Below are 26,067 nucleotides of genomic sequence, written 5' to 3' on the forward strand. Positions count from 1 at the left end.
GTATATGCATTTAAAAGAACTGTTAGAGATTACAGACATCGCTGAGCGAGATAGGTTGATACGTCGTGCTTTTAACCCTTACACAACAACGATTGATATAACAGGCTGCGAAGGCAATACTTTAATTATTTTATTAAACCTGACTTACCGAAAAAACCAAGTTGATGACTTGCTGGATAAGCAGTTAGCAAAACAGGCTTTAAAAAGTGAAGAGCATATTAATAAATGTATTAAGGAAATAGCGTGGTTTCATACTCATAATTTAAAGTACCCTGATATTAGAGTCAGTAAGCAAAATTTAGCTGTAGCGCCTCCACTACTAGATTCTTATGTTTTGAGTAGTGCTAACTATCCGAAAGCCTATGGCTGGTCACATGACTCAGCTAAAGTTAATTTTGCTAAATTATTTGTTAGTTACTTTAAATGGCAAAATCAAGACAGTTGTTTGGCACAAGTATTAGCTACGAACTCAGATAACTGGAAAGCCGCATTTACCTCTCTTGGGTTATCCGTTAAGGCATTTAAAAGCTTATGTGTAACCGTTAAAAAATCATTGCCTGAAGAGGCCATTCCCGACTCTGTTGACCGCTACTCTCGCCAAATTAGAATGCCTTATCATGATGGTTACTTAGCTGTTACGCCTGTAATTAGCCATGTTGTTCAATCAAAAATTCAACAGGCGGCAATTGATAAACGAGCTCGATTTAGCAATGTAGAGTTTACGCGTCCTGCTGCTGTTAGTTTGTTAGCTGCTTCCTTAGGTGGGGTTGTTAATGTACTTAATTACCCTCCTAAGATACTAAATAAATATCATGGTTTAAGTAGTTCTCGACAATTTAAATTAAACAATGGCCAAACAGTATTTAACGTTGGAGCACTATTAAAACCAGAATTCATTAAAGCTTTAGAGGGTATTATATTTAGCAATAACGCCTTGGCTCTTAAACAACGCAGACAACAAAAAGTTAAAAATATTAGAGATGTAAGAAGTACGCTTTTAGAGTGGTTTTCACCTATATATGAGTGGCGCTTAGGCATTATTGAGACTGAAGTTGGCTTAGAGCAGCTTGAGGGGACTTCAGACCAACTAGAGTATAAAATACTATCGCTGTCCGACGATGAACTCCCTTCGCTAACTATTCCCTTATTTAGCTTACTAAATGAGATGCTGGGCAAAGTGCATATGACACAAAGGTATGCTTTTCATCCTAAATTAATGAGCCCTTTGAAAGCAGCTTTACATTGGCTACTTATCAACCTTACAGATCAAAAAAATGAACCGATAGAAGTAGATGAAGAACATTTTCGTTATTTACATTTAAGCGGCTTGCGTGTGTTTGATGCACAAGCGTTATCGAACCCTTACTGCTCAGGTATTCCATCTTTAACCGCTGTTTGGGGCATGCTTCATAGCTACCAAAGAAAACTTAATGAGGCGCTTAGGACAAATGTACGATTCACATCTTTTTCATGGTTTATTAAGGATTACGCTGCGGTTGCAGGGAAAAAGCTTCCTGAACTTAGCCTTCAAGGCGCTCAGCAAAGTAAGCTTAAGCGACCAGGAATTATTGACGGCAAATACTGTGATTTGATATTTGATTTAATAATACACATTGATGGTTATGAAGATGATTTACAGGCAGTAGATAGTGAGCCTGACATTTTGAAAGCGCATTTTCCATCTAACTTTGCAGGTGGTGTTATGCATCAGCCTGAGCTTACTTCAAATGTAAATTGGTGCTGTTTGTATAGTAATGAAAATCAGTTATTTGAAAAGTTAAGGCGACTCCCTTTATCAGGTTGCTGGGTAATGCCAACGGAGCACAAAATAGAGGATTTAGATGCGCTACTCTTGCTATTAAATAACGACTCTAAATTGAGCCCATCTATGACGGGGTATATGTTACTTACTGAAGCCAAAGCTAGAGTAGGAGCGCTTGAAAAGCTACATTGTTATGCTGAACCAGCAATAGGAGTGGTGAAATACGAAACGGCCATTAGTGTTAGGTTAAAAGGTATTGGTAACTATTTTAATAGCGCTTTTTGGGTGCTAGATGCACAAGAAAAGTTTATGCTAATGAAAAAAGTTTAACCGGAAAATACTTAATGGAACTATGTAATATATTAAAATATGACCGCTCGCTTTACCCTGGTAAAGCTGTGTTTTTTTATAAAACGGCTGACTCTGATTTTGTTCCTCTAGAGGCTGATATTAATAAAATTCGAGGCCCTAAATCTGGTTTTACTGAAGCATTCACCCCGCAGTTTTTACCAAAAAACATCTCACCTCAGGACTTAACACATAACAATATATTAACTCTAGAAGAGTGTTATGTGCCTCCAAATGTGGAACATATATTTTGCAGGTTTTCTTTGAGGGTAAAGGCTAACTCGTTGGCTCCTTCAGGCTGTAGTGACCCAGAGATTTTCTCTTTATTAAAAGAGTTGGCCACAACATTTAAAGAGTGCGGGGGTTATAAAGAGTTAGCTGTAAGATATTGTCGAAATATTTTGTTGGGTACATGGCTTTGGCGTAATCAAAACACGGGTAACACTCAAATTGAAATTAAAACCAGCAAAGGGAGTTGTTATTTAATCGGTAACACCCGTAAGTTAGCTTGGGAAAGTAAGTGGGCTTCTGATGATCAAAAAGTATTGGAAGAGCTTAGTAATGAAATTGAGAGCGCATTAACTGATCCCAATGTGTTTTGGAGTGCCGATATAACCGCGAAAATAGAAGCCTCATTTTGCCAAGAGGTTTACCCAAGCCAAATCCTTAACGACAAGGTTAAGCAAGGAGAGGCCTCAAAACAGTTTGTAAAATCTAAGTGTGCAGATGGCCGTTACGCTGTAAGTTTTAATTCAGTAAAAATAGGTGCAGCGCTTCAGTCAATTGATGATTGGTGGGATGAGGATGCAAGTAAAAGATTACGTGTGCATGAGTTTGGTGCAGATAAAGAAATAGGCATTGCCCGACGTCCTCCCGATTCTGAGCAGAACTTTTATTCTATTTTCAAAAATACTGAATGGTATTTATCAGCCCTTAAAAATTGTATTACTAATAAAAATGAAAATATAGACCCAGCTATTTATTATTTATTTTCTGTATTGATTAAGGGCGGAATGTTCCAGAAAAAAGCAGAGGCTAAAAAGGCGTAGTTATGCAAAGGTATTACTTCACAGTCCACTTTTTACCAAAACAAGCCAATCTAGCGCTGCTTACTGGCCGTTGTATTTCTATCATGCATGGGTTTATTTTAAAGCATAACATTGAAGGAATGGGAGTTACGTTTCCAGCTTGGTCAGACTCATCAATTGGCAATGTAATTGCTTTTGTTCATAAGGATATGGAGGTTTTAAACAGCCTTAAAGAGCAAGCATACTTTGTTGACATGCAAGATTGTGGCTTTTTTAAAATAAGCCAAATTTCAACCGTTCCTGACAGTTGCCAAGAAGTACGTTTTATACGTAATCAGTCGGTAGCAAAAATATTCACAGGTGAAAGTAGGAGAAGATTAAAGCGCCTGCAAAAAAGAGCATTAGCAAGAGGTGAAGATTTTAATCCTAAAAAGCTCGAAGCTCCCCGAGAGATTGATATATTTCATAGGGTAGCTATGACTAGTAAGAGTTCACAAGAAGATTATATTCTTCATATTCAAAAGCAAGATGCCGATTGCCAAGCAGAGCCAGTCTTGAGTAATTATGGTTTTTCCTCAAATGAAAAGTTTAAGGGCACGGTTCCTGATTTATCACCTTTAATAGAAAGTAATTAACCTTTATTAATGTCTTCATTATAAGCCGTTGATAACAGAACCCTCTGAGCAAGCATATAAAAATATGGGTAAAATTGAATTTGCTTTTTAATTATATGAATTATATAAATAAGCTTAGCTACTTTTATAGTGACCTGCCGAGTAGGCAGCTGAGAATGGATTTGGATTACATGCGCCATCGAAATAAAGGTGATCTGCCGTATAGGCAGCTGAAGATAAAAACAATCGATTCGATGTTTAAGTTAATGTAACTCTGCCGAAAAGGCAGTGAGTAGTAATAGAATGCCAGCCCTTTATTTGAGGACTAGTATTCTATTTTTGATTTAAAAGTAGATGTATAATATTTAAGGTTACTCACTCTGTTTTCAGAGTTTTCCAATTAATGATATTGGTGATATTGCTTTGTAAGTTTGAAGATTCTAATATCAAGCGACATCTGAGATATTTTAATTCAAGCATTATAACCATGGTTGAGGCTGTCTACAGTTTTTTTGATCAACTCCCGTCCGGCAATAGTGTTAACAAACGTCAAAGGCATTTCTGAACTAAATTGCAAAGAGCGTGTATTAAGCCATGTGGTCCACCGTTCAACACTCTCAAAGTAATCAATACAAGCTGATGCCAAATGAGCTAATTCAACGGTATTTTCACTTAAGGTTACATTTAAACGTTTATGTTCCTTTACATAGCGTTCGAAAGCTTTTGTATTTGTACCAATCGCCTTAGTAAACGATTGCTGATCCCAGCGTAACTCAAGTCTAAATTTCTCAACACATTTTATATCTAAGCCACGCTGGATCAATTCAATTTCATCCAAAGGATTTGAGTTTAAATTAATTTTTCCATCGCTGAGCATCTCTACAAATTTATGATTAGCACTAGGTTGAATATAGCTAGGCATACACATCTCTAAGTTTGCTAAAGTTATATTTAATATAGCATCTCAAGTAAGTGGCTGATAGTCGGTTTAGAGCGAATTACGGTCATAGGATTGAATCAATCGCGACTGGTAAGTTATGACGTATAGGAGCCGTTGAGTAATCTTAGTTAAAGACAAAAAATGCCTGATAGCTGACTTAAGCATTTGTTGATTTTTGCGATATTGATCGACAAGAAAGTGCCAAATATAGTCACTCAACCTTAATTATCTATACTTAGATTGTTTAGGTTATGTGCTCGTTGTATACGAATATTGTGCCAACATCATTTTAATGATTACCGGTTTTCTTCCGAGGCAATGAGTTACTTTACTCACAACGAATACTCAGGGCTTGCTTTCTAAACGCTGTCTATATTTCTTTCAAAGATAATATTAGTTACTCTTAGCTTATAAAACTTTTTTTATAAAAGCACAGTATCTTTTAACGATTAATAACTTAGCTCACCGGCAAGCGCGACATTAAGTTGCTGCTTAATCTCTGCGGTATTCAAGCCCCTTGCAAGTAAAAAATGTAACTTAGTGAATGCGGCTTCTAAGGTCATATCCTTACCCGCAATCACACCGAGCTTTTTCATATGACTGCCAGTGGAATAAGTTTCCTGGTTAACCCCACCCTGCATGCATTGAGTAACATTGAGAACTATCAATCCTTGCGAGACCGCTCGTGCCATTATTCGCATTAATGGGCTGTCTACATTGGGAGAGTTTCCCATACCGTATGTTTTAATAATGATCGCTTTGAAGCGATTCTGATTAAAAATCCCATCAAATGCCACTTCTGAAATACCGGGAAATATTTGTAACACCATCACCGCATCACAATCAAATTTGGGCACTAAAAACCGAAGCGCCTCAGGCAGCCTCTGTAAATTGCTATGTAGTTGAATTTCACCGTTAACAGCGCCAAGACTGGGGTAATTCGGCGAGTTAAACGCATCAAACTCGCTGCTTTTAACTTTAGTGCTGCGGTTGCCGCGAAGAATTTTACCATTGAAACAAATACACACCTCTTTTAAGTCTGAATAGGTGGCGAGTTGCAGTGACTGTATGACATTTTCGTAAGCATCATTGTGTTTTTCAGATAAGGGTATCTGTGAGCCGGTAATAATGATGGGTTTGTCGTTTCCTTGAAACATAAATGACAGGGCTGATGCAGTATATGCCATGGTATCGGTACCGTGTAGTACGACAAAACCATTGTAGTCTTGCCATAACGCCAATAACTTATTGCCAATTAAGGTCCAATTATTCGGCACCAAGTTCGCGCTATCGATAAGCATGTCTAAGCTGACAAAATCAAACATGGGCAAAACCGTATTGCATCTCATTTTTAGCGTATCTGTAAAATACTGCTCAAAATGTTCCATAGGAACAAAACCATCAGCCGATGCCTTCATGCCTATCGTTCCACCTGTATATAAAATGAGTATTTTCATGTTGGGTTTAACTCATGGCTAACATTGAGCGTGGGTCCAGAGCCGCCGTTAAGGCTTCTTCACTCATTAAACCGCGCTCAAGGACTATTTCATGAATTGTTTTGTTTTCCCTAAGTGCTTGGGCTGCGACAGATGATGCGTTGCCATAACCTATTAAAGGCACCAAGGCTGTGACGGTACCAATACTATTTAAAACATGCTCCTGACATCGACTTACATTTGCCTTAATGCCCTTGATGCAACGCTTGTTTAACATGTCGCAATTTGATGCCAACATTTTAATAGAGTTTAGAATGTTATAAATGATCAAGGGCTCCATGGCGTTTAGCTGCAATTGCCCCGCCTCTGCGGCTAACGTGACCGCTAAGTCACTGGCAATGACCTGATATGCTGTTTGATTGACCGCTTCTGGGATCACAGGATTGACTTTGCCCGGCATGATGCTCGAACCGGGCTGTACCGCAGGTAAGCTTATCTCACCGAAACCCGTTCGAGGGCCGCTCGAAAGCAAGCGTAAATCATTACATATTTTGCTTAGTTTCACCGCGAGTCGTTTTAAGATCCCTGAGTAATAAACAAAAGCGCCCATATCTGACGTTGCTTCAACTAAATTAGAAGCTTGCACCAGAGGCTTATTTGATATTTTGGCAAGGTAACTTATTGCAAGAGAGGAATATCCTCGATGACTATTTATCCCAGTTCCTATGGCTGTGCCACCGAGGTTTATTTCACACAGCAGTTTGCCCGCTTCTTGCAAACGCGAGGTTTCTTCACCTAAGGTTACTGCATAGGCACCAAACTCCTGGCCCAAACTCATAGGTACCGCATCTTGAAGTTGCGTACGCCCCATCTTAATCACATCTTTAAACTCTTCGGCTTTTTCTTCTAAGCCGATTTTAAGTGCTTCGACAGCAATAATAAGATTATCACCCGCCAATTGGATCGCTAAGCACGCGGCTGAAGGGTATACGTCATTGGTTGATTGACAGCGGTTCACATCATCGTTTGGATGTAACTCTTTATAATTCCCTTTCTCATAGCCCAATTTTGTCAGAGCAATATTTGCAATCACTTCATTGGCATTCATATTTGTGGATGTTCCTGCGCCACCTTGAATCGAGTCCACGACAAAGGCATGGTAATAATCGCCTTGGCGAATATCATCACACGCGGCAATAATTGCATTGGCTTTAAGCTCTGAGAGCAAGCCGAGTTTTTTATTTGCATGGGCTGCGGAAGCTTTTACCATGGCTAAACTGTCGACAAGTTCCGGGAAATGCCCAATTGGAATACCCGTTATTGAAAAATTATCACGGGCTCGTTGTGTTTGAATGCCATACCAAACCTCGTCAGGTAATTCCATTTCCCCTAATAAATCAGACTCAAGTCGTGTCAACATTTGCTCACCTAAAGTTAATAAACCAAACACTTGATGTGAAAAGTGGTTTGGTAATCATTGTTATAAATAGGCCATCATTTAAGCAAATGCCGTCTAGTTTTGCTATTTCGTAACTCTAACCAAAATGACGCTATTTGATGCACTTATAGCATCAAATAGCGAAGCAACAGCCGTTGTGTCTTGGTCCATTGAACAGTAGAATGACAATTAATTAATCTAGAAGGGCAAATACCTTGGTGATGAACACACATGTTGATTTTGCTAAAAACCTCAAACTACTTTGTAGCTACTTCAAATCAATAGCTGAAGTTTGTCGTCGCCTTTCCTTCAATCGCGCGCAGTTTAATCGCTATTTAAATGGCCAACACAAACCTAGCGCCAATACCATGCTGCGTATTTGCGAGTTTTTTGGTGTTGAAGAATTTGAAATAATGCTGCCACACAATCAATTTAAACTCCTGATCCAAGTACGCCCGAAGCTTCAGGAAGAAGCAGTAATTACAAATCCGGAAAATGAACATTTAAAGGCCTTGGAAAAAAGCGGCACCCATGATTTAGACAAATATCTGGGATACTACTTCGAATATTACATGTCGATGGCTCACCCGGGTAAGCTGCTTAGAACACTAGTATGTTTTGAAAAAAAAGGTCAAAAAGTCTATTACCAGCGTACTGAAAGAATTATCGAGCTTCCTCACAATAAAGCGTATCATTGCATTTATCTTGGTATGGCGAGCTTTTTGGTTGACCGTATTTTTATGGTTGATTATGAATCACTAACTAAACATGAAATTTCACAAACAATCCTATTTCCAACCTTTAAGAACAGGATCTCGCAGTTAAAAGGTTTGAAGATTGGTGTCAGCGGAAGTGGTGAACGAATGCCAATTTGTACGCGCGTTATTTATGAGTATTTGGGCGCCTCAATCAACGTGAAAAAAGCCCTCTCTTTATGTGGCCTTTACAATCTATCTACCAATGAAATTGATGACTCAATCAAACTCGCAGTAAAAAATGACATGGCAGACAATGAAGTACATTTCAGAGCACGCCACTAATCAATCTTAATCGACCTAAAGTTTGATGAACTTAATGTATGCTTTATATCAATTCGATGGGGTCAGTGTTCATAAAAAAAAGGCTACTTTTTAGCACATAGCACAAACCTATAGTTGTCCCTCAACGATTCGACTGTCCGCTTTTACAACATATTTGCAATAGAAGCCGTCGTTACTGAAAGGCGGCAGATCTGATCAAACCGAACATAAACATGACTTGGAATATCGACATCGCTAATGTCAGCAATGTCGCACCTGCTGTCTTAATGAGTATTGTCTCGACTGGCCGCTTTAGTCGTAGGCTGGTAAAAATTAAAATCTCGTGACTGTCGCCTTCGGTGACAAACAAGATCGTCAAATCCAGTTTTTTCAAGCCACAACTATGTCTCCTAATGGCACAAAGCGGAAATCACCTACCCATAAATTCCGTATTTATACATTAAGGTTTTTAAAGCCTTAATGTAATTAATTTTCAACCATTCGAATATTTACCTAAACCTAATCTTACTTAAATTTAAGGTGGACTCTGATTAATAAATCTCAATCTGTGCGCCACACCTTGCTTGAAATTCACACTATTCTCAAGCTACCGCGAAATCTCGACTTAAGTGGCGCTGACCACGGGAGATTACAATTTTTTAAAGTTATGTTTACAGGTACAATTCGGTATTATATTATAAATTTAGACCCCATATACAAGGAGTAAATCAAATGAATCTTACACTAGGTCTAACAATAATTTCTTTGGCTTTTACGGCTAATGCGAAAACTTTATCTGAAGATGACCAGAATTTGACGGGTTTCAAAAATGCCGGAAAGTCATCATTTACAATTAAATCAATAGCAAATGCTAATTTTAATCGGTCAGGTAAAAGCAAACAAAATCAAACATTCTTTTTGAAAAATGGCAGTGTAAGCGCTTACAGCACAAAGTCGGCTTTATTACAAAAAGATAAAGTAACCACTAACTCACTCAGTTTTGAGTATCAAACTAAAAGTATAGAAAAAGGGGTTTTAGGCCTCGAAGTTTACCATGAAGGGAATTGGAAAGAGATTTGGAAAATAGATGCAGCTAAACAAAGTTTAAATAACAGCGATTGGAACTCACAAGTAATAAACTTTGAATTCTACCCTGGTGAAACTGATATCCGTTTTTTTGCTTCTACTTCTGGTGAGGATGATACTGGCGGTGTTTCACTTAGCAGCATTAACTTTTCATCATTAGCCACTAGCACTGAGATTGAATATGAATACGATGAGTTAGGAAGGCTTGTATGTGCTAAAGATAGTATTAATGGTGAAAGAAACTTTGAATATGATAAAGCTGGAAATAGACAAAATGTAAGTATCGGAAGTTGCAACTAAAAAAGGAATAGCGTCATGTCAAATTATTTAAAGATTACAATTTTAATTTTCTTTCTATTATCAATAAAATTATCTATTGCATCGTCATATGATGGACCTAAACTAGGAGAACCAATATATACGGCCGTTGATAGAAAGCATGTAAACATGGTTAATGGGATGATTTCATATGCCATTAAAGATGTTAGTATCGGGCATGGTAATTTAAGTTTGACACACACAATATCAATCAATGCGAATGATGTTTTAAACTTAGATTCCTATAATCCCGGATACAAAGATAAGTTCTACGGAGGTATTCGACGCTCGCTGTATAGTAAATCAAGCAACGGTTTTAGCACATTCGAAGTCATATCTGTATTCGATCATGAGAGTTCATATAATTTTGAAATTATGGCTAATGGAGAATTGAAAGAACTAAGGGACATTCCTGTATCGTTAGAAAAAATTGACAGTCAAACATTCCAACTGACAAAAGAAGATGGAACTTTGGTGAAGTATAGGATGCAAAATACTATTCCATCCACTATTTCTCAATCATATGCTCCATTTGGATATATGAAAGAAATTATTCGGCCTGATGGGTTTACCATTACCATTCATAAAGAAGGCCATTACTTATCGAGTCCTATTAAAAGTGTCACTACAAATAATGGGTTACAGTTAAAGTACATATACAATGTACATAATAGACCATTAGAAGCCAGCAAACAAAGCGCTACCAATAATTCTAATATTAATGCGAATTCTTTGGAATGGTCTACGAAGCATCCAGTTAAAATAGTTGCATTAAATAATGCAGTAGAAATATGTCCGTTGTTAACTGATACCTGCGATATCTCAAATACTTGGCCTACAGCCTATTATAACTGGCCAGATGGAATGCCAAGAGCGTTTTATATTGGTAATAGTGTGTTTTCAGTAACGGACTATCTTGGAAGAACGACTGTTTTCTATCATAAAGCCCTTTCAAAAGGCTTTCAATATGGCGATTCGGGTACTAACATTCTGCCAAACCTAAATGACGAATATTTCCCTCGAATAGTTAAGATATCTAAACCGAATGGTTCTGAAGTAACTTATGGATATAAAAACTATGCTTCTGTAGAAGCTTCAGCGCCATTTACTTGGTTAGAGTATCGTGACCACGGGATATTAAATAGAGCAACTCTGAATAGTAAAACTACTACATATGCGTTTGGACCTGAACGAACTACTTATGGTTATTCACAAAGTAACATGTATACAAGCTTTGCTATTGGCGATACATATCAAGGGATAACGAGTGTTGTTTCGGGTTACAAAGTCCACTCAAATACTGCAAAAATTAGCACTGGGCCAACTCAAATAAAATCTTGGGATAAAAATGTTTTTTTTAGTAATGACTTAAACAACCAGGTTGAGAAAATCGAAAATAAGCTTAATGGTGTTAAAATAAGTTATTCATATGATAGTAAGGGTAGGTTAGAGCAGATAAGTAAAGATGGTGTTCTGACAGATTTAAGCTACCCTTCATCGTATTGTAGCCCTAAAAACTGTAATAAACCCTCTTCCATATCAAGTAACTATAATAATTTTCTAGGTGTTTTTCCTGAATATACTTATACGAGATATCAATACGCTTCGGGTCTACCTCAAACAACTACTTATCCAGCCAACAAACATAATAAGATAAAAAAAGTGCAATACACCTCTCAAAGTTATACGGCAAGATATAAAAATAGCGGTGGTAATATTGTTAATAGTCCTTCTACCATAAATTTAATTAGTTCTGAGTTTTTTTGTCGGGCTAGTAATATGTCTGGTTCAAATATTTGTGAAAACGGGGATAAGATTACTACTACATATCACTACGGCTTTGGTAATCAATCAAACAACCTTTTTTTAATTGGTGAATCTGTGTCTGCAGAAGATGACCCTGATGTTTATACAATATGCTATCGATATAACATATATGGAAATAGAATTGGTGTTAGTTTACCTGAATCAGGTATCACAGATTGTAACGTAGGGAGAGAATATTAAAATGGCTATTACAAAGCATATAAAAACATTTGGTTTAATTTTATTGATTATCTCTTTTAACACACTTTCTTCACAGGTTGCCCAACCACATACGACTGCATATCGTTATGATATTGGTGGAAATATTGTGGGGGAAATCCTTCCTGGGACGGATAGTAGTGGATCATTAAAATTTCTTGCGGTGCGATATACCTATGATAATTCGAGTGGCTTACTTATTAAGACTGAAAATGGAGAGCTTTCATCGTGGCAAAACGAACACATTACCCCTGCAAACTGGAGTGGTTTTTCAAGAACCTCACAAACTGTAAACTTTTATGATGGGAATGGCCGAAAAACGGGTATTTCTTTAAGAGGTTCTAATAGTAATACAACTGCTTTTACACATATAAGTTATGATGCATATGATAGAGTCGTGTGTGAAACAGTAAGGCTAAATTCTGGCACATTTGATAATACATCACTCGATGCCTGTACGCCAAGCAGCAGCGCTCAATATGGCAGTGATAGGGTTACAAAATATGAGTATGATGGCTATGGCAACATAACCAAAGTTCATAAAGCTTATGGCACCGTACTTGAGCAATTGTATAAAAAAGTTGAATATTATAGCGAGCAACCAGGCCTTGTTAAAAATATATCAGATGCAAAAAATAATACGACACAGTATGAATATGATTACTTAGGAAGGTTAGAAAAAGTTATATACCCTGATTATAGTTATGAATTTAATTCCTATGATATGAGTGATAACTTAATTGAAGAACGAAAAAGAAATGGGGCAATCATAAGTTATACTTATGACAAGGTTAACCTTCTTTCATTAAAAAAAATGCCTAATTCATCAGATAATATAGTTTATTCATATGATTTAAGAGGGCTGAGGACGAGTGCCGTTAAGGGCCAATATAATAATAGCTACGCTTTAAATTTTACTTATGATACTCAAGGTAATTTAGTAAAAACAACCAGTGGTGAAGGATACAATGGTACTACAAATAGTAGAACTGTTAATTATAGTTATGATAAAAATGGAAATCGTACTCAAATTTCATTTCCAGACAACAAGTCATTTAATTACCAATTTGATGGTCTGAATCGAGTAAAATCTCTTACTAATCAATCTGGTAATACATTAGTCACCTTACAGTATAAGTCAAATAATATGCGTGACTATCTTCAATACTATGGTGGATCAAAAACTTCATACTCATATGATGAGATAAATCGCTTAGATAATCTATCAATAGACTTCGCTCAAAACCAATATGATGTAAATCGAACCTTAACATATAATCCAGCACATCAAATTGTCACGGATCAAGTAAGTAATATCGGGTACCGGTATCAAGGAAATCATAATAAAGTTGGTTCATACAGCGTAAATAATTTGAACCAGTATACCGATATAGCTGGAACATTTGTAAACCATGATATTAATGGAAATTTCACAAGTGGCGATAATACTTACTTATACACTTATGATGATGAGAACCGATTGGTATCATTATACGGGTATGATTCTGCTTCATTTAAATATGACCCAATGGGACGCCTCTACCAAATGACAATAAATGGGGTTACTAAGCAATTTTTATACGATGGTTCGAGGGTAATTGCTGAATATGATGTTAACAATAGTATTGTAAATAGATTCGTTCCAGGGTCATATACTGATGAAAGTTGGGTTATGTTCAACGGAGCAGGCACAAGCTTATCGGACAGTATTTTTTTACATCAAAACTATAATATGAGTGTTATTGCTGCTAGTAATAGTCAATCAAATGTTCTATTTACAAATTCATATGATGTTTATGGCGTTAGTTCTGATACAAACCAAGGTCGATTTGGTTACACAGGGCAGCTATATTTATATGAAATAGGTTTATATTACTACAAAGCACGGATTTATCATCCAAAGCTAGGTCGATTCCTTCAGACTGATCCTGTGGGTTATGAAGATCAGATGAATCTTTATGCTTACGTGCATAACGATCCAATTAATATTGTCGACCCAACTGGCAAGACGTCAGATCCTCTAAACTCCTTTAGAACATGGGCTAAGCAACATAGCAGTGCTCAGCAAAAGTTGAAGCAAGACTTAACGGCAACTAAAGAACTTGTAGGCGATGTTGTTGCTTCTGAAGAAGTTCAAGGTGCAGGTGAAGTTTTGGGCTATGTACCGGTCCCTCAAGCTCAGGCAGCATCCAAAGCTATTAACGTAGCTAATGCAGTCTTGAATGGAGATGCTTCAGGTGTAGCTGGTGATGCTGCTGGAAGCGCGGCTAACGCTGCTACTGAAAGTAAAGGTAAGGTCGTTCAGACGGTGGTATCAGTTGCAGTAGGTAAGCTTGTATCAACAGTAGTTAAGGCCGTGCAGGGAGAGCCGTCAGGAAATTCTCCGCCTCAAGAGATGAAACCTTCCTGTTCCGGAAACGATTACGGTGGCGGGTGCAAGTAAGGTAGCAGTATGGTTAAGAATAAGAAACATTTCGAAAACGTATTACTCTTTGTCTGTTTTTTGTATTTCATATATTTGATAGGTATTGGTATTAAATCTGGTTGTGTTAATCCAAAGGGAGGTGAGGAATATTGTTTAGTATCATCACCCAATATGTATTATTTTATCTTGGCTGTGTATACAGCGCTAATAGTTGCCAGTGTTTATAAAATTTTCATAAACCTTAGGAGAAAGAAATAATGCTTCGATTATCCGTTTACATCTTACTAATAATGATGAGTCAAAAGGCTTTCTCCGAATCTTTGGTTGAAAAAACATGGTATTGCTCTAGTAAGTATAGTGTTGGGGAGCTAGAGAATATTATTGAAGATAAAATTAACTTTAAAAAAGATGGGAGATATAGCCTTTCCACAAATATAAAATTTGTTGAAATTGGCGGGAAAAAATCAGAGCTTAGTGCTTTTTTAGATGGCGACTACAGTTATGACGATGGAATACTCGAATATAAAGAAGTAAGAAATGTCAATATCCAAATTGAATCCGATGATTTAGGCATGCTAACTCCAGATTCTCTTGAAAATCTAAAAGATATACTTAATCAAAACTCAGAAGCCAAGTATAAGACACTAAAATTATCAAGCGAAACTTGGGTTTCACAGAACTCCGTTTCGGACGAAAAAATTGCTTGTTACACAAAAAAATAGTCATTGAATCCAAAGCCTCGCTAGTCGGGGCTAGGATTCAACCTAGCAGAATATTTGCTCTCAACCCAAAGCCAGCGAAAGCTGGTTTTGTTTTATGTCTGCTTGTCTCAAGTGGTAAATTTGTTCCGCAAAGATGGTAAAACTATTTCGCAGAGCAGGTAAAATTTTATCGGAAAGCTGGTAAAAAAGGTGCGGAATATACAAATGTATATTCCGTTAAAACCTACCATCACAACACCACTGAGTTACCACAACAGTCAAAATAAATTTACCACACTTGCGGTAGTTTTTTACGAGTGACTAAATTTCAGTGGTATTGATGTGTTCGCTTTTGGGTAGGTGTTTGTTCATATGTTTGATGTGTAGTGGTCAATAAAATTTGGCCACAGTTTTAGAATCTTTGTATCTAATCTCAGATTCATTTGGCGCTAAACCGGCATTATAATAATGCTGTCTAACGTTGTTGTAATATCCGGTGATATAATTACTAACGCTATATATTGACCATTACAGCTTGAGGGTTTCTCAGTAGCCTAGCCGCTTTGCGGTATCGTTAAAAATTCCTCTATATTTGTCGTATACGGTCGGAGACAGCTTAACAATTGAAAAACCTTCTTTTTTGGAAGCGTTAAGTTCCATTTCGACAAAGCTATGAGGGAGGTTTTCAGTCTTTATTTTGAAGCTGTTCCTCTTAAAAAAGTCTATGCTTTCAGGTAGCGTTTCTAAGGTAATACCCTGTTGTGGATATTTCTTTATAATATGATCCAATAGAAAGCTCCCGTAGCCTTTTTTGCGACAAGCTTTGAAAGTCGAAAGTAAATGGATATGATAAACACCGGACTCATCATATTTATCTAATAAAAACGCGAAGCTTAAATGCTTTTCAGCGGTGGAAAGGATATATAACTCACCTTTGCCCACTTTATAACTTTCGATCATCTCCGCAAAAAAATTTTGTTGCATAGGGCCATACACATCGTGAGGGCTCATAGCTGCGACTGCGTAAAAAGCCATACATTCTACTTCGCTTTGGCTTAACGCACTCCCTATACGATAAGACTTAACTGTTAAAGACATAGCAACTTCCTTACTTAATAAGCTTTTGATTTACGACTAAATAATATTATTTGTATTGTGCTACTCTAATATATTCAATAAGGTGGTCAATTGGAAGTGGCTTTGAGAAAAAGTATCCTTGAATCCTAATACCTTTATATCTAGATAAGTGTGTAATTAGCTTTTCATCTTCTACCCCCTCTACTACCACTTTTTTGCCTAAGTCATAACAAACTTTGATAATGGTATCTAAAAGCTTTCGTTCTTTCGTATCTTTATCCGCTCCAAGAGTAAACTCTCGATCAATTTTAATAATGTTCGCGGGCTGATTAGCAAGATATGACAAACTTGAAAAACCAGTCCCAAAATCGTCTATAGCAACATTCAAACCTGAATTAATTAATTCAAGTAATGTTTTCTCTATAGATGTCTTTTCTTGAAAGGAGGACTCAGTGACTTCAACAGTGAAATTTTTATATGTGATGTTATTTTGAGTAAGTAAATGGAGTAAGTCGATAGAAAAATTGTCTTTAATAATCTGCTTGGTTGAAAAATTAACTGCTACGGTTATATTTTGCAGTTGCGAATGTTTTTTTATATCGTGAAGGACTTGATTTAAAACTTGTTTACCTACTTGAACTATTTGACCCGTAGTTTCTGCTACAGGGATAAATTTTGCCGGAGAGATCCATTCACCGTTACAACACCACCTAACTAGCGCTTCAACACCTACAATTTGGTTCCCATTCAAGTTATGTATAGGTTGGTAGAACACTTCTAATTCGTTGTTTTTTAGAGCCGTGTGTAAATTATTTCGGATAATAATTTTTTCGCTGTGTTTATCATCCATTATTTGTTGATAAAAGTGTATTTGATTCCCTCCAAGCTCTGTAGATTTTTCAAGGGCTATATTTGCTTGCTGAAGGTTAAGCTTAAAATTAAATAATTCGGGGGTTTGATAAAATACCACTCCAGCACTTGCAGTAAGATTGAAGTCAAATGTGTCTATACAGTACGCTTTAGATAAATCGAGTATTAGAGCCTCAATTTTTTGCTCAAGGATAGCTGGTGTAGTATCTGTAAAATATAAAACAAAGCTATCGTTAATTCCCTTAGAAATTAATACTCGGTTGTCAACATTTATACTTATTCTTTCAGAAGCTTTTTTCAGAATTTTATCACTGATTTCATAACCTAGAGAGTTATGTATCTCTTCATAAAAATCTAGTTTAACTATTACAGTTGCAAAATTACTATATCCTCTAACCGAGCTAAGCTGCAGAAACTCTTCTTCCAAAGCTTTCAATCTCAGTAAACCAGTTAATTCATCATGCTTTGTACTAAACTCTAAGGCTCTTGATGAATCAGCTACCAGTACAAAAATAAATATAAATAGAAACGTAAACCATAATATTAATTGATCAATTATGGTATCAATGTGTATTGCTTCATAGTCATTGATAAAGGTATAGACATTATGTTCAACTAAACCCATCACATTTATTTTTTCAGTGATAAAATGGTTATAACGGCTAGTTAGCTTGTTTAAATCAGACTGAGTTTTATTTTTATAGTCTACTGAAAAGTATACATTTGGAGTTAATTCTAAATATGTATCATACCGACTAAGATATTTTAAATAACTTTTCTCTAATAATAAGTTCATATCTAGTAAATTTAATATATAAAAACGACTTTGATTCGCAAGTTTAACAGGGGCTAAAAACATTAAAATTGGTATATCGGAGTCTAGAGTTAATGAGTTAGCTGCAAATTGGACTTCCTCTTTATCTCTTTTAAGCCATAATTTTATTGTAGGTTTTTCTAGCATTCCATTTAAGTAAAAACTGCTAGAAAAATTATCGCCTGAAATATAATTTAATTCATTATCAAGAACTAAAACACCTTTGATTATATTATAATCACTAATGTAATTTTTTGAGTCTATATTAATTAGACGCATAAAATCTTCAAAACTAACTTTTTCTACTCTAGTCTTTATTCTAGCTAGAGCTTTTTTCTGTGAAGCCAAAGAGCGGTTTATCATTGTTTCTAATAAGTGTATTTTTTCTCTTGCATTAGCATCTTGGGTTCTGACTAGATTCAAAGATGACTGATGCCACACAGTTGAACCGATTAATACAACTATAAATACGACTAATTTTATTTTTTTCATTTCATTTATTTTTATATTTTTATGAAAAGCTTTGATAGTAATTGCTGAAAAACAAGTAAACATAAAAATGGCGTACAATGATAAAGTAAATGGGTTGTTATCAAGGCTTCCCAGATCGAAATTAACCTGCATATGAAATAAAAAAGAAAACTGAATAAATAGAAAACACAATGCAGCAACTGTAGCTATTGCGATGCAATACTTCTTTGTATATAGACTTACTTTTTTTATGGTTGCTAAAACGCCTGCAATTAACAGTGAAATTATTGCCGTCGTGGGGCTTATCACCTTCATTAATTCATACCCAGAAAAAGTAGATTCAACCATTCCTAGTGCAAAAATAATACAGTGAAAATACAAAATAGCGCTATATAAAATACTAGTCGCACTTCTTGTCACATTCAATCTCATATCATAACCCATTAAATTTATCAGCTGCCCCAATGCAGTTTAAAAGGATTACTTATATAATTCAATGCAAGCATAAAGTATTGCTTATTAATCATTTTTCTTGTGAAGTGGCCGAGAAATACACTTTTGATTGTAAGACCTCCAAGTTGACATCCATGTTTTCATTATATACGATACATGCATAAATCATATACGGTATATATAATGGGAATAGTGAAAATATCAGATGGGCTGCATGAAGAAATTAGAAAATCGAGTAATATCATGTCCAGATCTATCAATTCACAAGCAGAGTTTTGGATTAAAATAGGCATGCTTGCTGAGTTAAATCCGACACTTACCTACCATGAAATAATTAAAAAACAACTCATAAAAGAAAAGCTTACTATTCAGGATCTTTTGCATGAATAAAGCAATAGTAAAAACGGATGCAGAAATTGAGCTCATGAGAGAGTCAGGAAAGCTTTTAGCTCAAGTATTTAAAATGCTTGATGATTTTATTTGCGAAGGCATAACTACGTTAGATATAGACACTAAAGTAGAAAGCTATATTACCAATGTGTTACATGCTCGTCCTGCTAGTAAAGGGCAATATGGCTATCGGTATTCATTGAACTCATCAGTTAATGACGTAGTGTGTCATGGTGTACCCAATCATGTTTATAAGTTAAAAAGCAAAGATATTTTAAATATTGATATTACCTTAGAGAAAAATGGTTATATCAGTGATTCAAGTAAAATGTATACTTTTGCAGCGACAAGCTCAGAAGCCAAACGATTGGTTAAAACGACTTATGATGCTATGTGGGAAGGTATTAAGGTGGTAAAGCCAAAAGCAACGCTTGGTGATATTGGCTATGCTATTCAAAAGCACGCTGAATCTTCTGGTTATAGTGTAGTACGTGAATATTGCGGTCATGGTATTGGTAAAGAAATGCATGAAGAGCCGCAAGTTTTGCACTATGGTAAAGCGCATACAGGATTAGTACTTGAAGCGGGTATGACATTTACTATAGAGCCTATGATCAACCAAGGTTCCAAGAAGGTAAAAACTAAAAAAGATGGATGGACAGTCGTGACAAAAGATAAAAAACTTTCTGCCCAATGGGAGCATACCATTTTAGTGACAGAAACAGGATTTGAAGTATTAACACTTCGACACGATGAGAAAGTCTCTTAGCGAAATATTATCATAGTCCGCTCATAGCAATTTGCCGAAGCTCAGCTTTGAGCTGTGAGTTTAATCATTCGATTTAACACTCTGACTAAATCGGCCATTGAGGTTTTAGTAAATCATAGCAATTCACGTGTTACAGTTTATAGAATAGTTATCCGATGAAAGAATTATTCTATCGGATAACTATCAAAGGTTTTAGCCGTTTTAAAATTTATCTGATATTTCATGAGCTAACCTATGAATTCTAGGTGCTGAGACAAATGATATAACTCCAGCAGCTGGCCACGCTAGAAACCACGCGGACATCCAATAGTTGATAAAGCTATTTATCAAACCCATGTTGATATAAGTAACCCAAGCTGACATAAAAAAAGTAAGTACAAAAGACATTAATATTGCGAAAATAAAGCGATGCTTCATCTAAATTTCTCCTATATTCATTTTAAGTGATGGAATATAGTTTATGGGCTTACATATCTGTAGTATATACGTAGAATTAATAATCCCATTTACATATTTGTAAAGACAATGCTTGATAACCTTAAAATTTTTATAACTGTTGCCGAGTTGAAAAGTTTAACGCGTGGAGCAGAGAGCCTTGGGATGACTATTGCCACGGTTTCAAGGCGTTTACACGAGCTAGAGAAAAAACTAGGGTGCGAGTTATGTCATCGTTCTAATAAAGGACTAACTCTTACTAATGCGGGGCAAGTTTATTATGAGGAAACCGCCAGCTTTATACATGAGCTGGATATACGACTTTTAAATTTAGATAATGCCCTCAATAGTTTGAGTGGTGAACTTAAGGTAATGGTTCCTACAAATATCGGTAGCGGGCCCCTTAATGAGTTCTGGCGAAATTTCACAGTTAATAACCCTGATATTTTGCTCAATATTACATTAGGTGACCCAGATGACGATGTAATCTCTAACCAGATTGATATTGCTATTCGCTCAGGCCCTCAAGAAAATTCATCTCTAGTACAAAAAAAAATCGGCTCGATTAGTTCTGTATTAGTGATATCGCCAAGTTATAAAAAACTTCTACCTAAAACGGTATCTCAATTAAAATCCTGTCCGAGTATTGCTGCTAATTTATTCAAAGACTGGGCTTTAACAAATGACGAAGAAAAGTATATTTACCCCAAAAAGCATAATCATATAAGTAACGATATGAGCATTACTTTAAACTTGGTCAAGGCTGGATCAGGAATAGCTCTTCTGCCGATGAGTATGGTTTACAATGAAATTGAAAATGGTGAAGTAGAGCGGGTATTGCCCTTATGGAGTGGCGAACCACGCGAAATATCACTTCTGTGGCCAAAAAAAAGAGCGTTATCAAAACGAGCAATAAAATTTCGAGATGAGTTAATTGCATTTCTGGAAAAACAAAAATGGTTTAATGTGAATTTTTAGCATTGAGGTTGCACTTCCATTTTGTCCCTGTGCGCTATCTTCATCTATATCAGACTCTGAAATCGGGTCTGGCATAGGTGCAGATTTAAGCATCGTTCTGTTCTGATACTTCTAAGGTATTGTCAACTCTAACAGTGCTCTTTAGTTTTCTATGGTCAAGTAGAAGCTAACAGGCTCTTAAATTTTTAATCTTTTTCTATATTAGTGATGGCTTAGTTCTGCTTAGAGCGAAAAATCAGACATTAGAATAGGTAGAAATTTAGCCCTTAAATCGTAAATACTGAAATTCTACCGATTACTTTATTTGCGTACTGACAATGCCTATTTGTCAACGACAAACTAAAGAGTAACTTTAAATTAATATGTCATTGTATGGTTGTATTTTATGTCAGTGAATGGTGGCAGGTTATCTATAAGTGATTGATATATTTATCCAGTGCTTGTCATGCTTTGCATGCAGCGACAACTTATCCATGTAAGAATCGTTATATTGGGTTTGATCATAGGATCTAGCCTTTTGAATCTAGGATCTTATTACATTTTCATGTTAGAATTTGCGCAATTTTTTGGCATAGCAAAGTAGCACAGTAATGATCTTAGATGATATTCGCATTGTTTTAGTTAACACGTCACATTCCGGCAATATTGGTTCGGCGGCTCGCGCCATGAAAACCATGGGTTTATCAAAACTTTATTTAGTTGATCCTGCTTGCGAAATAGACAGCCAAGCAAGTGCATTAGCTGCAGGCGCAACTGATGTTTTAGGCAATGCAGTTATTGTAGGTACCGTTGAAGAAGCTATCGCTGACTGTACATTAACGATTGGCACAAGTGCGCGTTCTCGTACGCTTTCGTGGCCAATGGTTGAACCACGTGAATGTGGTGAAAAGCTCGTTGCTGAAGCCGTAAATGGTCCTGTAGCGCTAGTATTTGGTCGTGAAAACAGTGGTTTAACTAATGAAGAATTACAGCTTTGTAATTACCATGTATGTATTCCTGCTAATCCAGAGTACAGCTCGCTTAATTTAGCTATGGCCGTACAAACACTTAGCTACGAAACTCGCATGGCATTTTTAAATCAACAACCTAAAAAGGTTGAAGAAGACGATGCAGTTTACCCAAGCTCAAAGCAAACTGAGCTGTTTTATGATCACCTTGAAGACACGTTGTTTAAAACAGGCTTTATCATCAAGCAACACCCTGGTTTAGTTATGACTAAATTGCGCCGTTTGTTTAACCGAGCTCACCCTGAAGATGCTGAAATGAATATTTTACGCGGTATTCTCACCTCAATTAATAAGGCTATCCCTAAGTAACTTAGGTATAGCTATTAGTTATAAAAGACCTAGACTAATTAACGCGCTAATACTTGACTAAATTACTCAGGTAATTACAATGGCTGTAATACTTGACCAAAGAGGTCAAGTATTGAAAATTTGTTAACTCTACAATTTAAAAGTAAGAGTTTCTAAATCAAATTTTTATCAAGTGATGATACTTGACTAATTTACTCTGGTAATTAAAATTTGCACTCTTTTGTGCAGGGGGCGTTATGAAGTTAACATCAAAAGGCAGATATGCCGTTACAGCTATGCTGGATGTTGCACTACACACAGGTGTAGGTCCTGTAGCCCTTGCTGATATTTCACAAAGACAAGAAATTTCTTTGTCTTACCTTGAACAATTATTTGCTCGTTTACGTAAAAATGGCCTAGTAAGTTCTGTTCGTGGACCTGGTGGTGGTTATTTACTAGGGCGTGAAGCGAGCGTTATCTCTGTTGGCGATATTATTAGCGCCGTAGACGAATCGGTCGATGCAACACGTTGCCAAGGTGCCGATACCGGCTGTCAGAGTGGTATGCGTTGTTTAACACATAATTTGTGGTCAGACCTAAGCGCACGCATAGAAGAATTTTTGAATAATATTACCCTTGCTGAATTGGTGGAAAAATCAGATGTGAAAGAAATAGCATCGCGCCAAGATAACAGTATTAATAATGCAATTAAGCAGTTGGAAAACATTCAAGTAAGCTGTCAACTTTAAGGTTGACCTGCAGCGGAGAGAGAAATGAAGTTACCGATTTATTTAGATTACGCAGCGACCACGCCTGTTGACGAACGTGTTGCTAAAGAAATGATGCAATGCCTGACAATGGACGGTAAGTTTGGTAATCCTGCGTCACGCTCACACCGTTTTGGTTGGCAAGCAGAAGAAGCTGTTGACCAAGCACGTACAGATATTGCTGATTTAATTAATGCAGACCCACGTGAAATTGTTTTCACATCGGGTGCAACAGAATCAAATAACCTTGCTATTAAAGGTGCAGCACAGTTTTACAAGAAAAAAGGTAAGCACGTTATTACCGCTAAAACTGAGCATAAAGCTGTAATCGACACATGTCGTGAGCTTGAGCGCCAAGGTTTTGAAGTAACTTACATGGACGTTGAAGAAAACGGCCTACTTGATTTACAAAAACTTGCCGACACAATGCGTGACGACACAGTACTTGTAAGCATCATGCACGTTAATAACGAGCTAGGTGTAATTCAAGATATCGCGACTATTGGCGAAATGTGTCGCGAACGTAAAATTATGTTCCACGTAGATGCAGCGCAAAGCGCGGGTAAAGTATTAATTGACGTGCAACAGCTTAAAGTTGATTTTATGTCGTTCTCTGCACATAAAGTGTATGGCCCTAAAGGTGTTGGTGCACTTTACGTTCGTCGTAAACCACGTGCTCGCCTTGAAGCGCAAATGCACGGTGGCGGACATGAACGCGGTATGCGCTCTGGTACACTAGCAACTCACCAATTAGTGGGTATGGGCACAGCGTTTAAAATTGCTAAGCAAGATTTCGAAAAAGATCACGCACACATCAGCGCCTTACGTAATCGTTTAATCGACGGCATTATGGCTGATATGGACGAAGTATACTTTAACGGCACGCAAGACCAATCAGTACCTGGCATTGTAAACATCAGCTTTAACTTTGTTGAAGGTGAGTCGTTACTTATGGCAGTAAAAGACATTGCAGTATCGTCAGGTTCAGCCTGTACATCTGCAAGCTTAGAGCCTTCTTATGTATTACGTGCACTTGGCCGTAACGACGAATTAGCACATAGCTCAATTCGTTTTAGTATTGGTCGCTTTACTACCGAAGAAGAGATTGATTACACCGTCGAATTAATGAAAAACTCTATCGGTCGCCTACGTGAGATGTCTCCACTTTGGGAGATGCATCAAGAAGGTATTGATTTAGATTCAGTTGAATGGGCTCACCACTAATAGTGTGAGCACATACCCTAGCAGGTAATGAGGATAGAATAATGGCTTATAGTGATAAAGTAATCGACCACGTAGAAAACCCACGTAACGTAGGTACTCTAGATAAGAATGATCCGTCAGTGGCAACGGGTATGGTAGGCGCACCAGCATGTGGTGACGTAATGAAATTGCAAATCAAAGTATCTGCCACTGGCGTTATTGAAGATGCAAAATTCAAAACCTACGGTTGTGGTAGCGCAATTGCTTCATCTTCACTTGTAACAGAGTGGGTTAAAGGCAAAACGCTAGACGAAGCAGCGACAATTAAAAACACTGATATCAGTGCAGAGCTTGAATTACCACCAGTGAAAATTCACTGTTCAATTTTAGCCGAAGACGCAATTCAAGCAGCAATTGCAGACTACAAAAGCAAACAAGCGAAGTAAGAAGAGAAACTCATGGCAGTGACATTGACAGATGCGGCAGCAAACCGCGTACAATCATTTTTAGCAAACCGCGGTAAAGGTTTAGGCCTGCGCGTTGGCATTAAAACGACGGGCTGTTCAGGTCTTGCTTATGTACTTGAGTTTGTTGACGATTTAAACGAAGACGATGAAACTTTTGCGGCTAAAGGTGTAACATTAATTGTTGACGCTAAAAGCTTAGTTTACATCGATGGCACAGAGCTCGACTACACTAAAGAAGGCTTAAATGAAGGGTTTAAATTTAGAAACCCTAATCAAGCAGATGAGTGTGGTTGTGGCGAAAGCTTTACCGTTTAAGCTTAAAATATCTTTGTAGTATAAATAAGCCCTGCCAGTTAATGTAGGGCTTTGTTATTTCTGAATATTATTGGTTGAAGTTATGCGTTACTTTGAATTATTTGCAGTCCCCGTTGATTACAATATTGATTTAGCAACGGTTAACAAGCACTACTTGGAATTACAGCGTACTGTACATCCAGATCGCCACGCGAATGCGAGTAGCCGCGATAAGTTAATGGCAGTGCAAAGCGCCGCCGAAATTAACGATGCGCTACAAACATTAAAGCACCCAGTAAAGCGTGCTGAATATATGCTGAGCGAGCTAGGCGTTGATATTCGTGCAGAGCAGCAAACCTTGCAAGATCCAATGTTTTTAATGCAGCAAATGGAACTTCGCGAAGAGCTTGAAGAGCTAACATCGTCGCGCGATCCTGATACTGCGATTGCAAATTTTGAAAAACAAATTAAGCAATTAAACACGCAGTACAGTGCACAACTTGCCGAGCAACTCGCAAGTAACGATGAGCAGCAATATCAACTTGCCGCAGATAATATTCGTAAACTGAAGTTTGTTTATAAGTTACGTGACGAACTAGAGCGTATTGAAGACAGTTTATTTGACGATTAATTACTTGCTGCAA

The 26,067-nt window shown here is 37.0% G+C and carries 23 protein-coding genes and 1 pseudogene; 17 read left to right on the plus strand and 7 right to left on the minus strand.

Annotated elements, in window-relative coordinates; translation table 11 throughout:
- Positions 1–4 precede the first annotated feature (4 nt).
- The 3 genes from CXF64_RS20455 to cas6f are packed head-to-tail and all read left to right on the plus strand — an operon-like array spanning position 5 to position 3,773.
- On the plus strand, positions 5–2,092 hold the full coding sequence (locus CXF64_RS20455; RefSeq protein ID WP_101217878.1) for a type I-F CRISPR-associated protein Csy2: 2,088 nt from the start codon (positions 5–7) through the stop codon (positions 2,090–2,092).
- A 14-nt stretch (positions 2,093–2,106) separates the two neighbouring features.
- A complete protein-coding gene (gene csy3 / locus CXF64_RS20460; RefSeq protein ID WP_101217879.1) occupies positions 2,107–3,159 on the plus strand; it encodes a type I-F CRISPR-associated protein Csy3 in 1,053 nt (350 codons plus the stop codon).
- Between the two features lie 2 nt (positions 3,160–3,161).
- The gene (gene cas6f / locus CXF64_RS20465; protein WP_010554110.1) at positions 3,162–3,773 is read left to right on the plus strand and encodes a type I-F CRISPR-associated endoribonuclease Cas6/Csy4; all 612 of its coding nucleotides are present in this window, start codon (positions 3,162–3,164) and stop codon (positions 3,771–3,773) included.
- A gap of 451 nt (positions 3,774–4,224) precedes the next feature.
- Here cas6f and CXF64_RS20475 read toward each other — a convergent pair whose 3' ends face one another.
- The 3 genes from CXF64_RS20475 to CXF64_RS20485 form a co-directional block, all read right to left on the minus strand.
- Positions 4,225–4,674 (minus strand): antitoxin Xre/MbcA/ParS toxin-binding domain-containing protein, encoded by a 450-nt coding sequence (locus CXF64_RS20475; RefSeq protein WP_101218017.1) that lies wholly within the window; start codon positions 4,672–4,674, stop codon positions 4,225–4,227.
- Between the two features lie 467 nt (positions 4,675–5,141).
- Positions 5,142–6,149, minus strand: a complete 1,008-nt coding sequence (locus tag CXF64_RS20480; protein ID WP_101217880.1) for an asparaginase — start codon at positions 6,147–6,149, stop codon at positions 5,142–5,144.
- A gap of 7 nt (positions 6,150–6,156) precedes the next feature.
- On the minus strand, positions 6,157–7,548 hold the full coding sequence (locus CXF64_RS20485) for an aspartate ammonia-lyase (protein ID WP_101217881.1): 1,392 nt from the start codon (positions 7,546–7,548) through the stop codon (positions 6,157–6,159).
- Between the two features lie 239 nt (positions 7,549–7,787).
- On the opposite strand from CXF64_RS20485, the gene CXF64_RS20490 reads away from it, so the two are divergent.
- From CXF64_RS20490 to CXF64_RS20515, 5 genes are all read left to right on the plus strand, one after another.
- Positions 7,788–8,606, plus strand: coding sequence for a helix-turn-helix domain-containing protein (locus tag CXF64_RS20490; RefSeq protein ID WP_101217882.1), 819 nt, complete (start codon positions 7,788–7,790; stop codon positions 8,604–8,606).
- A 711-nt stretch (positions 8,607–9,317) separates the two neighbouring features.
- Entirely contained in the window at positions 9,318–9,971 is a 654-nt protein-coding gene (locus tag CXF64_RS20495) for a hypothetical protein (protein ID WP_101217883.1), read from the plus strand.
- 15 nt (positions 9,972–9,986) lie between these two features.
- Positions 9,987–11,996: a hypothetical protein gene (locus CXF64_RS20500; protein ID WP_101217884.1), complete on the plus strand. Its 2,010-nt coding sequence runs from the start codon at positions 9,987–9,989 to the stop codon at positions 11,994–11,996.
- A gap of 1 nt (position 11,997) precedes the next feature.
- The gene (locus CXF64_RS20505) at positions 11,998–14,457 is read left to right on the plus strand and encodes an RHS repeat domain-containing protein (protein WP_101217885.1); all 2,460 of its coding nucleotides are present in this window, start codon (positions 11,998–12,000) and stop codon (positions 14,455–14,457) included.
- A 239-nt stretch (positions 14,458–14,696) separates the two neighbouring features.
- The gene (locus CXF64_RS20515) at positions 14,697–15,161 is read left to right on the plus strand and encodes a hypothetical protein (protein WP_101217887.1); all 465 of its coding nucleotides are present in this window, start codon (positions 14,697–14,699) and stop codon (positions 15,159–15,161) included.
- A 369-nt stretch (positions 15,162–15,530) separates the two neighbouring features.
- On the opposite strand, the pseudogene CXF64_RS21030 reads toward CXF64_RS20515, so the two are convergent.
- The 3 genes and pseudogenes from CXF64_RS21030 to CXF64_RS20525 form a co-directional block, all read right to left on the minus strand.
- A pseudogene (locus CXF64_RS21030) lies at positions 15,531–15,653 on the minus strand (IS3 family transposase); the annotation flags it as partial.
- 33 nt (positions 15,654–15,686) lie between these two features.
- Positions 15,687–16,238 (minus strand): GNAT family N-acetyltransferase, encoded by a 552-nt coding sequence (locus CXF64_RS20520; protein WP_101217888.1) that lies wholly within the window; start codon positions 16,236–16,238, stop codon positions 15,687–15,689.
- Positions 16,239–16,284: 46 nt separating this feature from the next.
- On the minus strand, positions 16,285–18,804 hold the full coding sequence (locus tag CXF64_RS20525) for a putative bifunctional diguanylate cyclase/phosphodiesterase (protein WP_232783817.1): 2,520 nt from the start codon (positions 18,802–18,804) through the stop codon (positions 16,285–16,287).
- Positions 18,805–19,008: 204 nt separating this feature from the next.
- On the opposite strand from CXF64_RS20525, the gene CXF64_RS20530 reads away from it, so the two are divergent.
- Together CXF64_RS20530 and map are read left to right on the plus strand one after the other, a co-directional pair.
- Positions 19,009–19,215, plus strand: a complete 207-nt coding sequence (locus CXF64_RS20530; RefSeq protein ID WP_024596935.1) for a ParD-like family protein — start codon at positions 19,009–19,011, stop codon at positions 19,213–19,215.
- Entirely contained in the window at positions 19,208–19,984 is a 777-nt protein-coding gene (map, locus tag CXF64_RS20535; RefSeq protein ID WP_101217889.1) for a type I methionyl aminopeptidase, read from the plus strand. Before CXF64_RS20530 ends, map begins: the two co-directional genes overlap by 8 nt.
- Before the next feature lie 201 nt (positions 19,985–20,185).
- Here map and CXF64_RS21035 read toward each other — a convergent pair whose 3' ends face one another.
- The gene (locus CXF64_RS21035) at positions 20,186–20,401 is read right to left on the minus strand and encodes a DUF2798 domain-containing protein (protein WP_010554120.1); all 216 of its coding nucleotides are present in this window, start codon (positions 20,399–20,401) and stop codon (positions 20,186–20,188) included.
- Positions 20,402–20,509: 108 nt separating this feature from the next.
- Here CXF64_RS21035 and CXF64_RS20545 point away from each other — a divergent pair, with 108 nt between their 5' ends.
- From CXF64_RS20545 to hscB, 7 genes are all read left to right on the plus strand, one after another.
- Entirely contained in the window at positions 20,510–21,397 is an 888-nt protein-coding gene (locus tag CXF64_RS20545) for a LysR family transcriptional regulator (protein ID WP_010554121.1), read from the plus strand.
- 590 nt (positions 21,398–21,987) lie between these two features.
- Positions 21,988–22,713, plus strand: coding sequence for a tRNA (cytosine(32)/uridine(32)-2'-O)-methyltransferase TrmJ (gene trmJ / locus CXF64_RS20550; protein WP_024589846.1), 726 nt, complete (start codon positions 21,988–21,990; stop codon positions 22,711–22,713).
- Positions 22,714–22,949: 236 nt separating this feature from the next.
- Positions 22,950–23,441, plus strand: coding sequence for a Fe-S cluster assembly transcriptional regulator IscR (iscR, locus tag CXF64_RS20555; RefSeq protein WP_007586371.1), 492 nt, complete (start codon positions 22,950–22,952; stop codon positions 23,439–23,441).
- A gap of 24 nt (positions 23,442–23,465) precedes the next feature.
- Positions 23,466–24,683, plus strand: coding sequence for an IscS subfamily cysteine desulfurase (locus tag CXF64_RS20560; protein WP_002958425.1), 1,218 nt, complete (start codon positions 23,466–23,468; stop codon positions 24,681–24,683).
- 41 nt (positions 24,684–24,724) lie between these two features.
- Positions 24,725–25,108 (plus strand): Fe-S cluster assembly scaffold IscU, encoded by a 384-nt coding sequence (gene iscU / locus CXF64_RS20565; RefSeq protein WP_002958426.1) that lies wholly within the window; start codon positions 24,725–24,727, stop codon positions 25,106–25,108.
- 12 nt (positions 25,109–25,120) lie between these two features.
- On the plus strand, positions 25,121–25,444 hold the full coding sequence (gene iscA / locus CXF64_RS20570; RefSeq protein ID WP_007377674.1) for an iron-sulfur cluster assembly protein IscA: 324 nt from the start codon (positions 25,121–25,123) through the stop codon (positions 25,442–25,444).
- Positions 25,445–25,526: 82 nt separating this feature from the next.
- Positions 25,527–26,054, plus strand: a complete 528-nt coding sequence (gene hscB, locus CXF64_RS20575; protein ID WP_007586374.1) for a co-chaperone HscB — start codon at positions 25,527–25,529, stop codon at positions 26,052–26,054.
- The last annotated feature ends 13 nt before the right edge of the window (positions 26,055–26,067 follow it).

Origin of the sequence: Pseudoalteromonas sp. GutCa3 (assembly GCF_002836155.1) — a bacterium.
In the GTDB taxonomy this organism is placed as follows: Bacteria; Pseudomonadota; Gammaproteobacteria; order Enterobacterales; family Alteromonadaceae; genus Pseudoalteromonas; species Pseudoalteromonas arctica.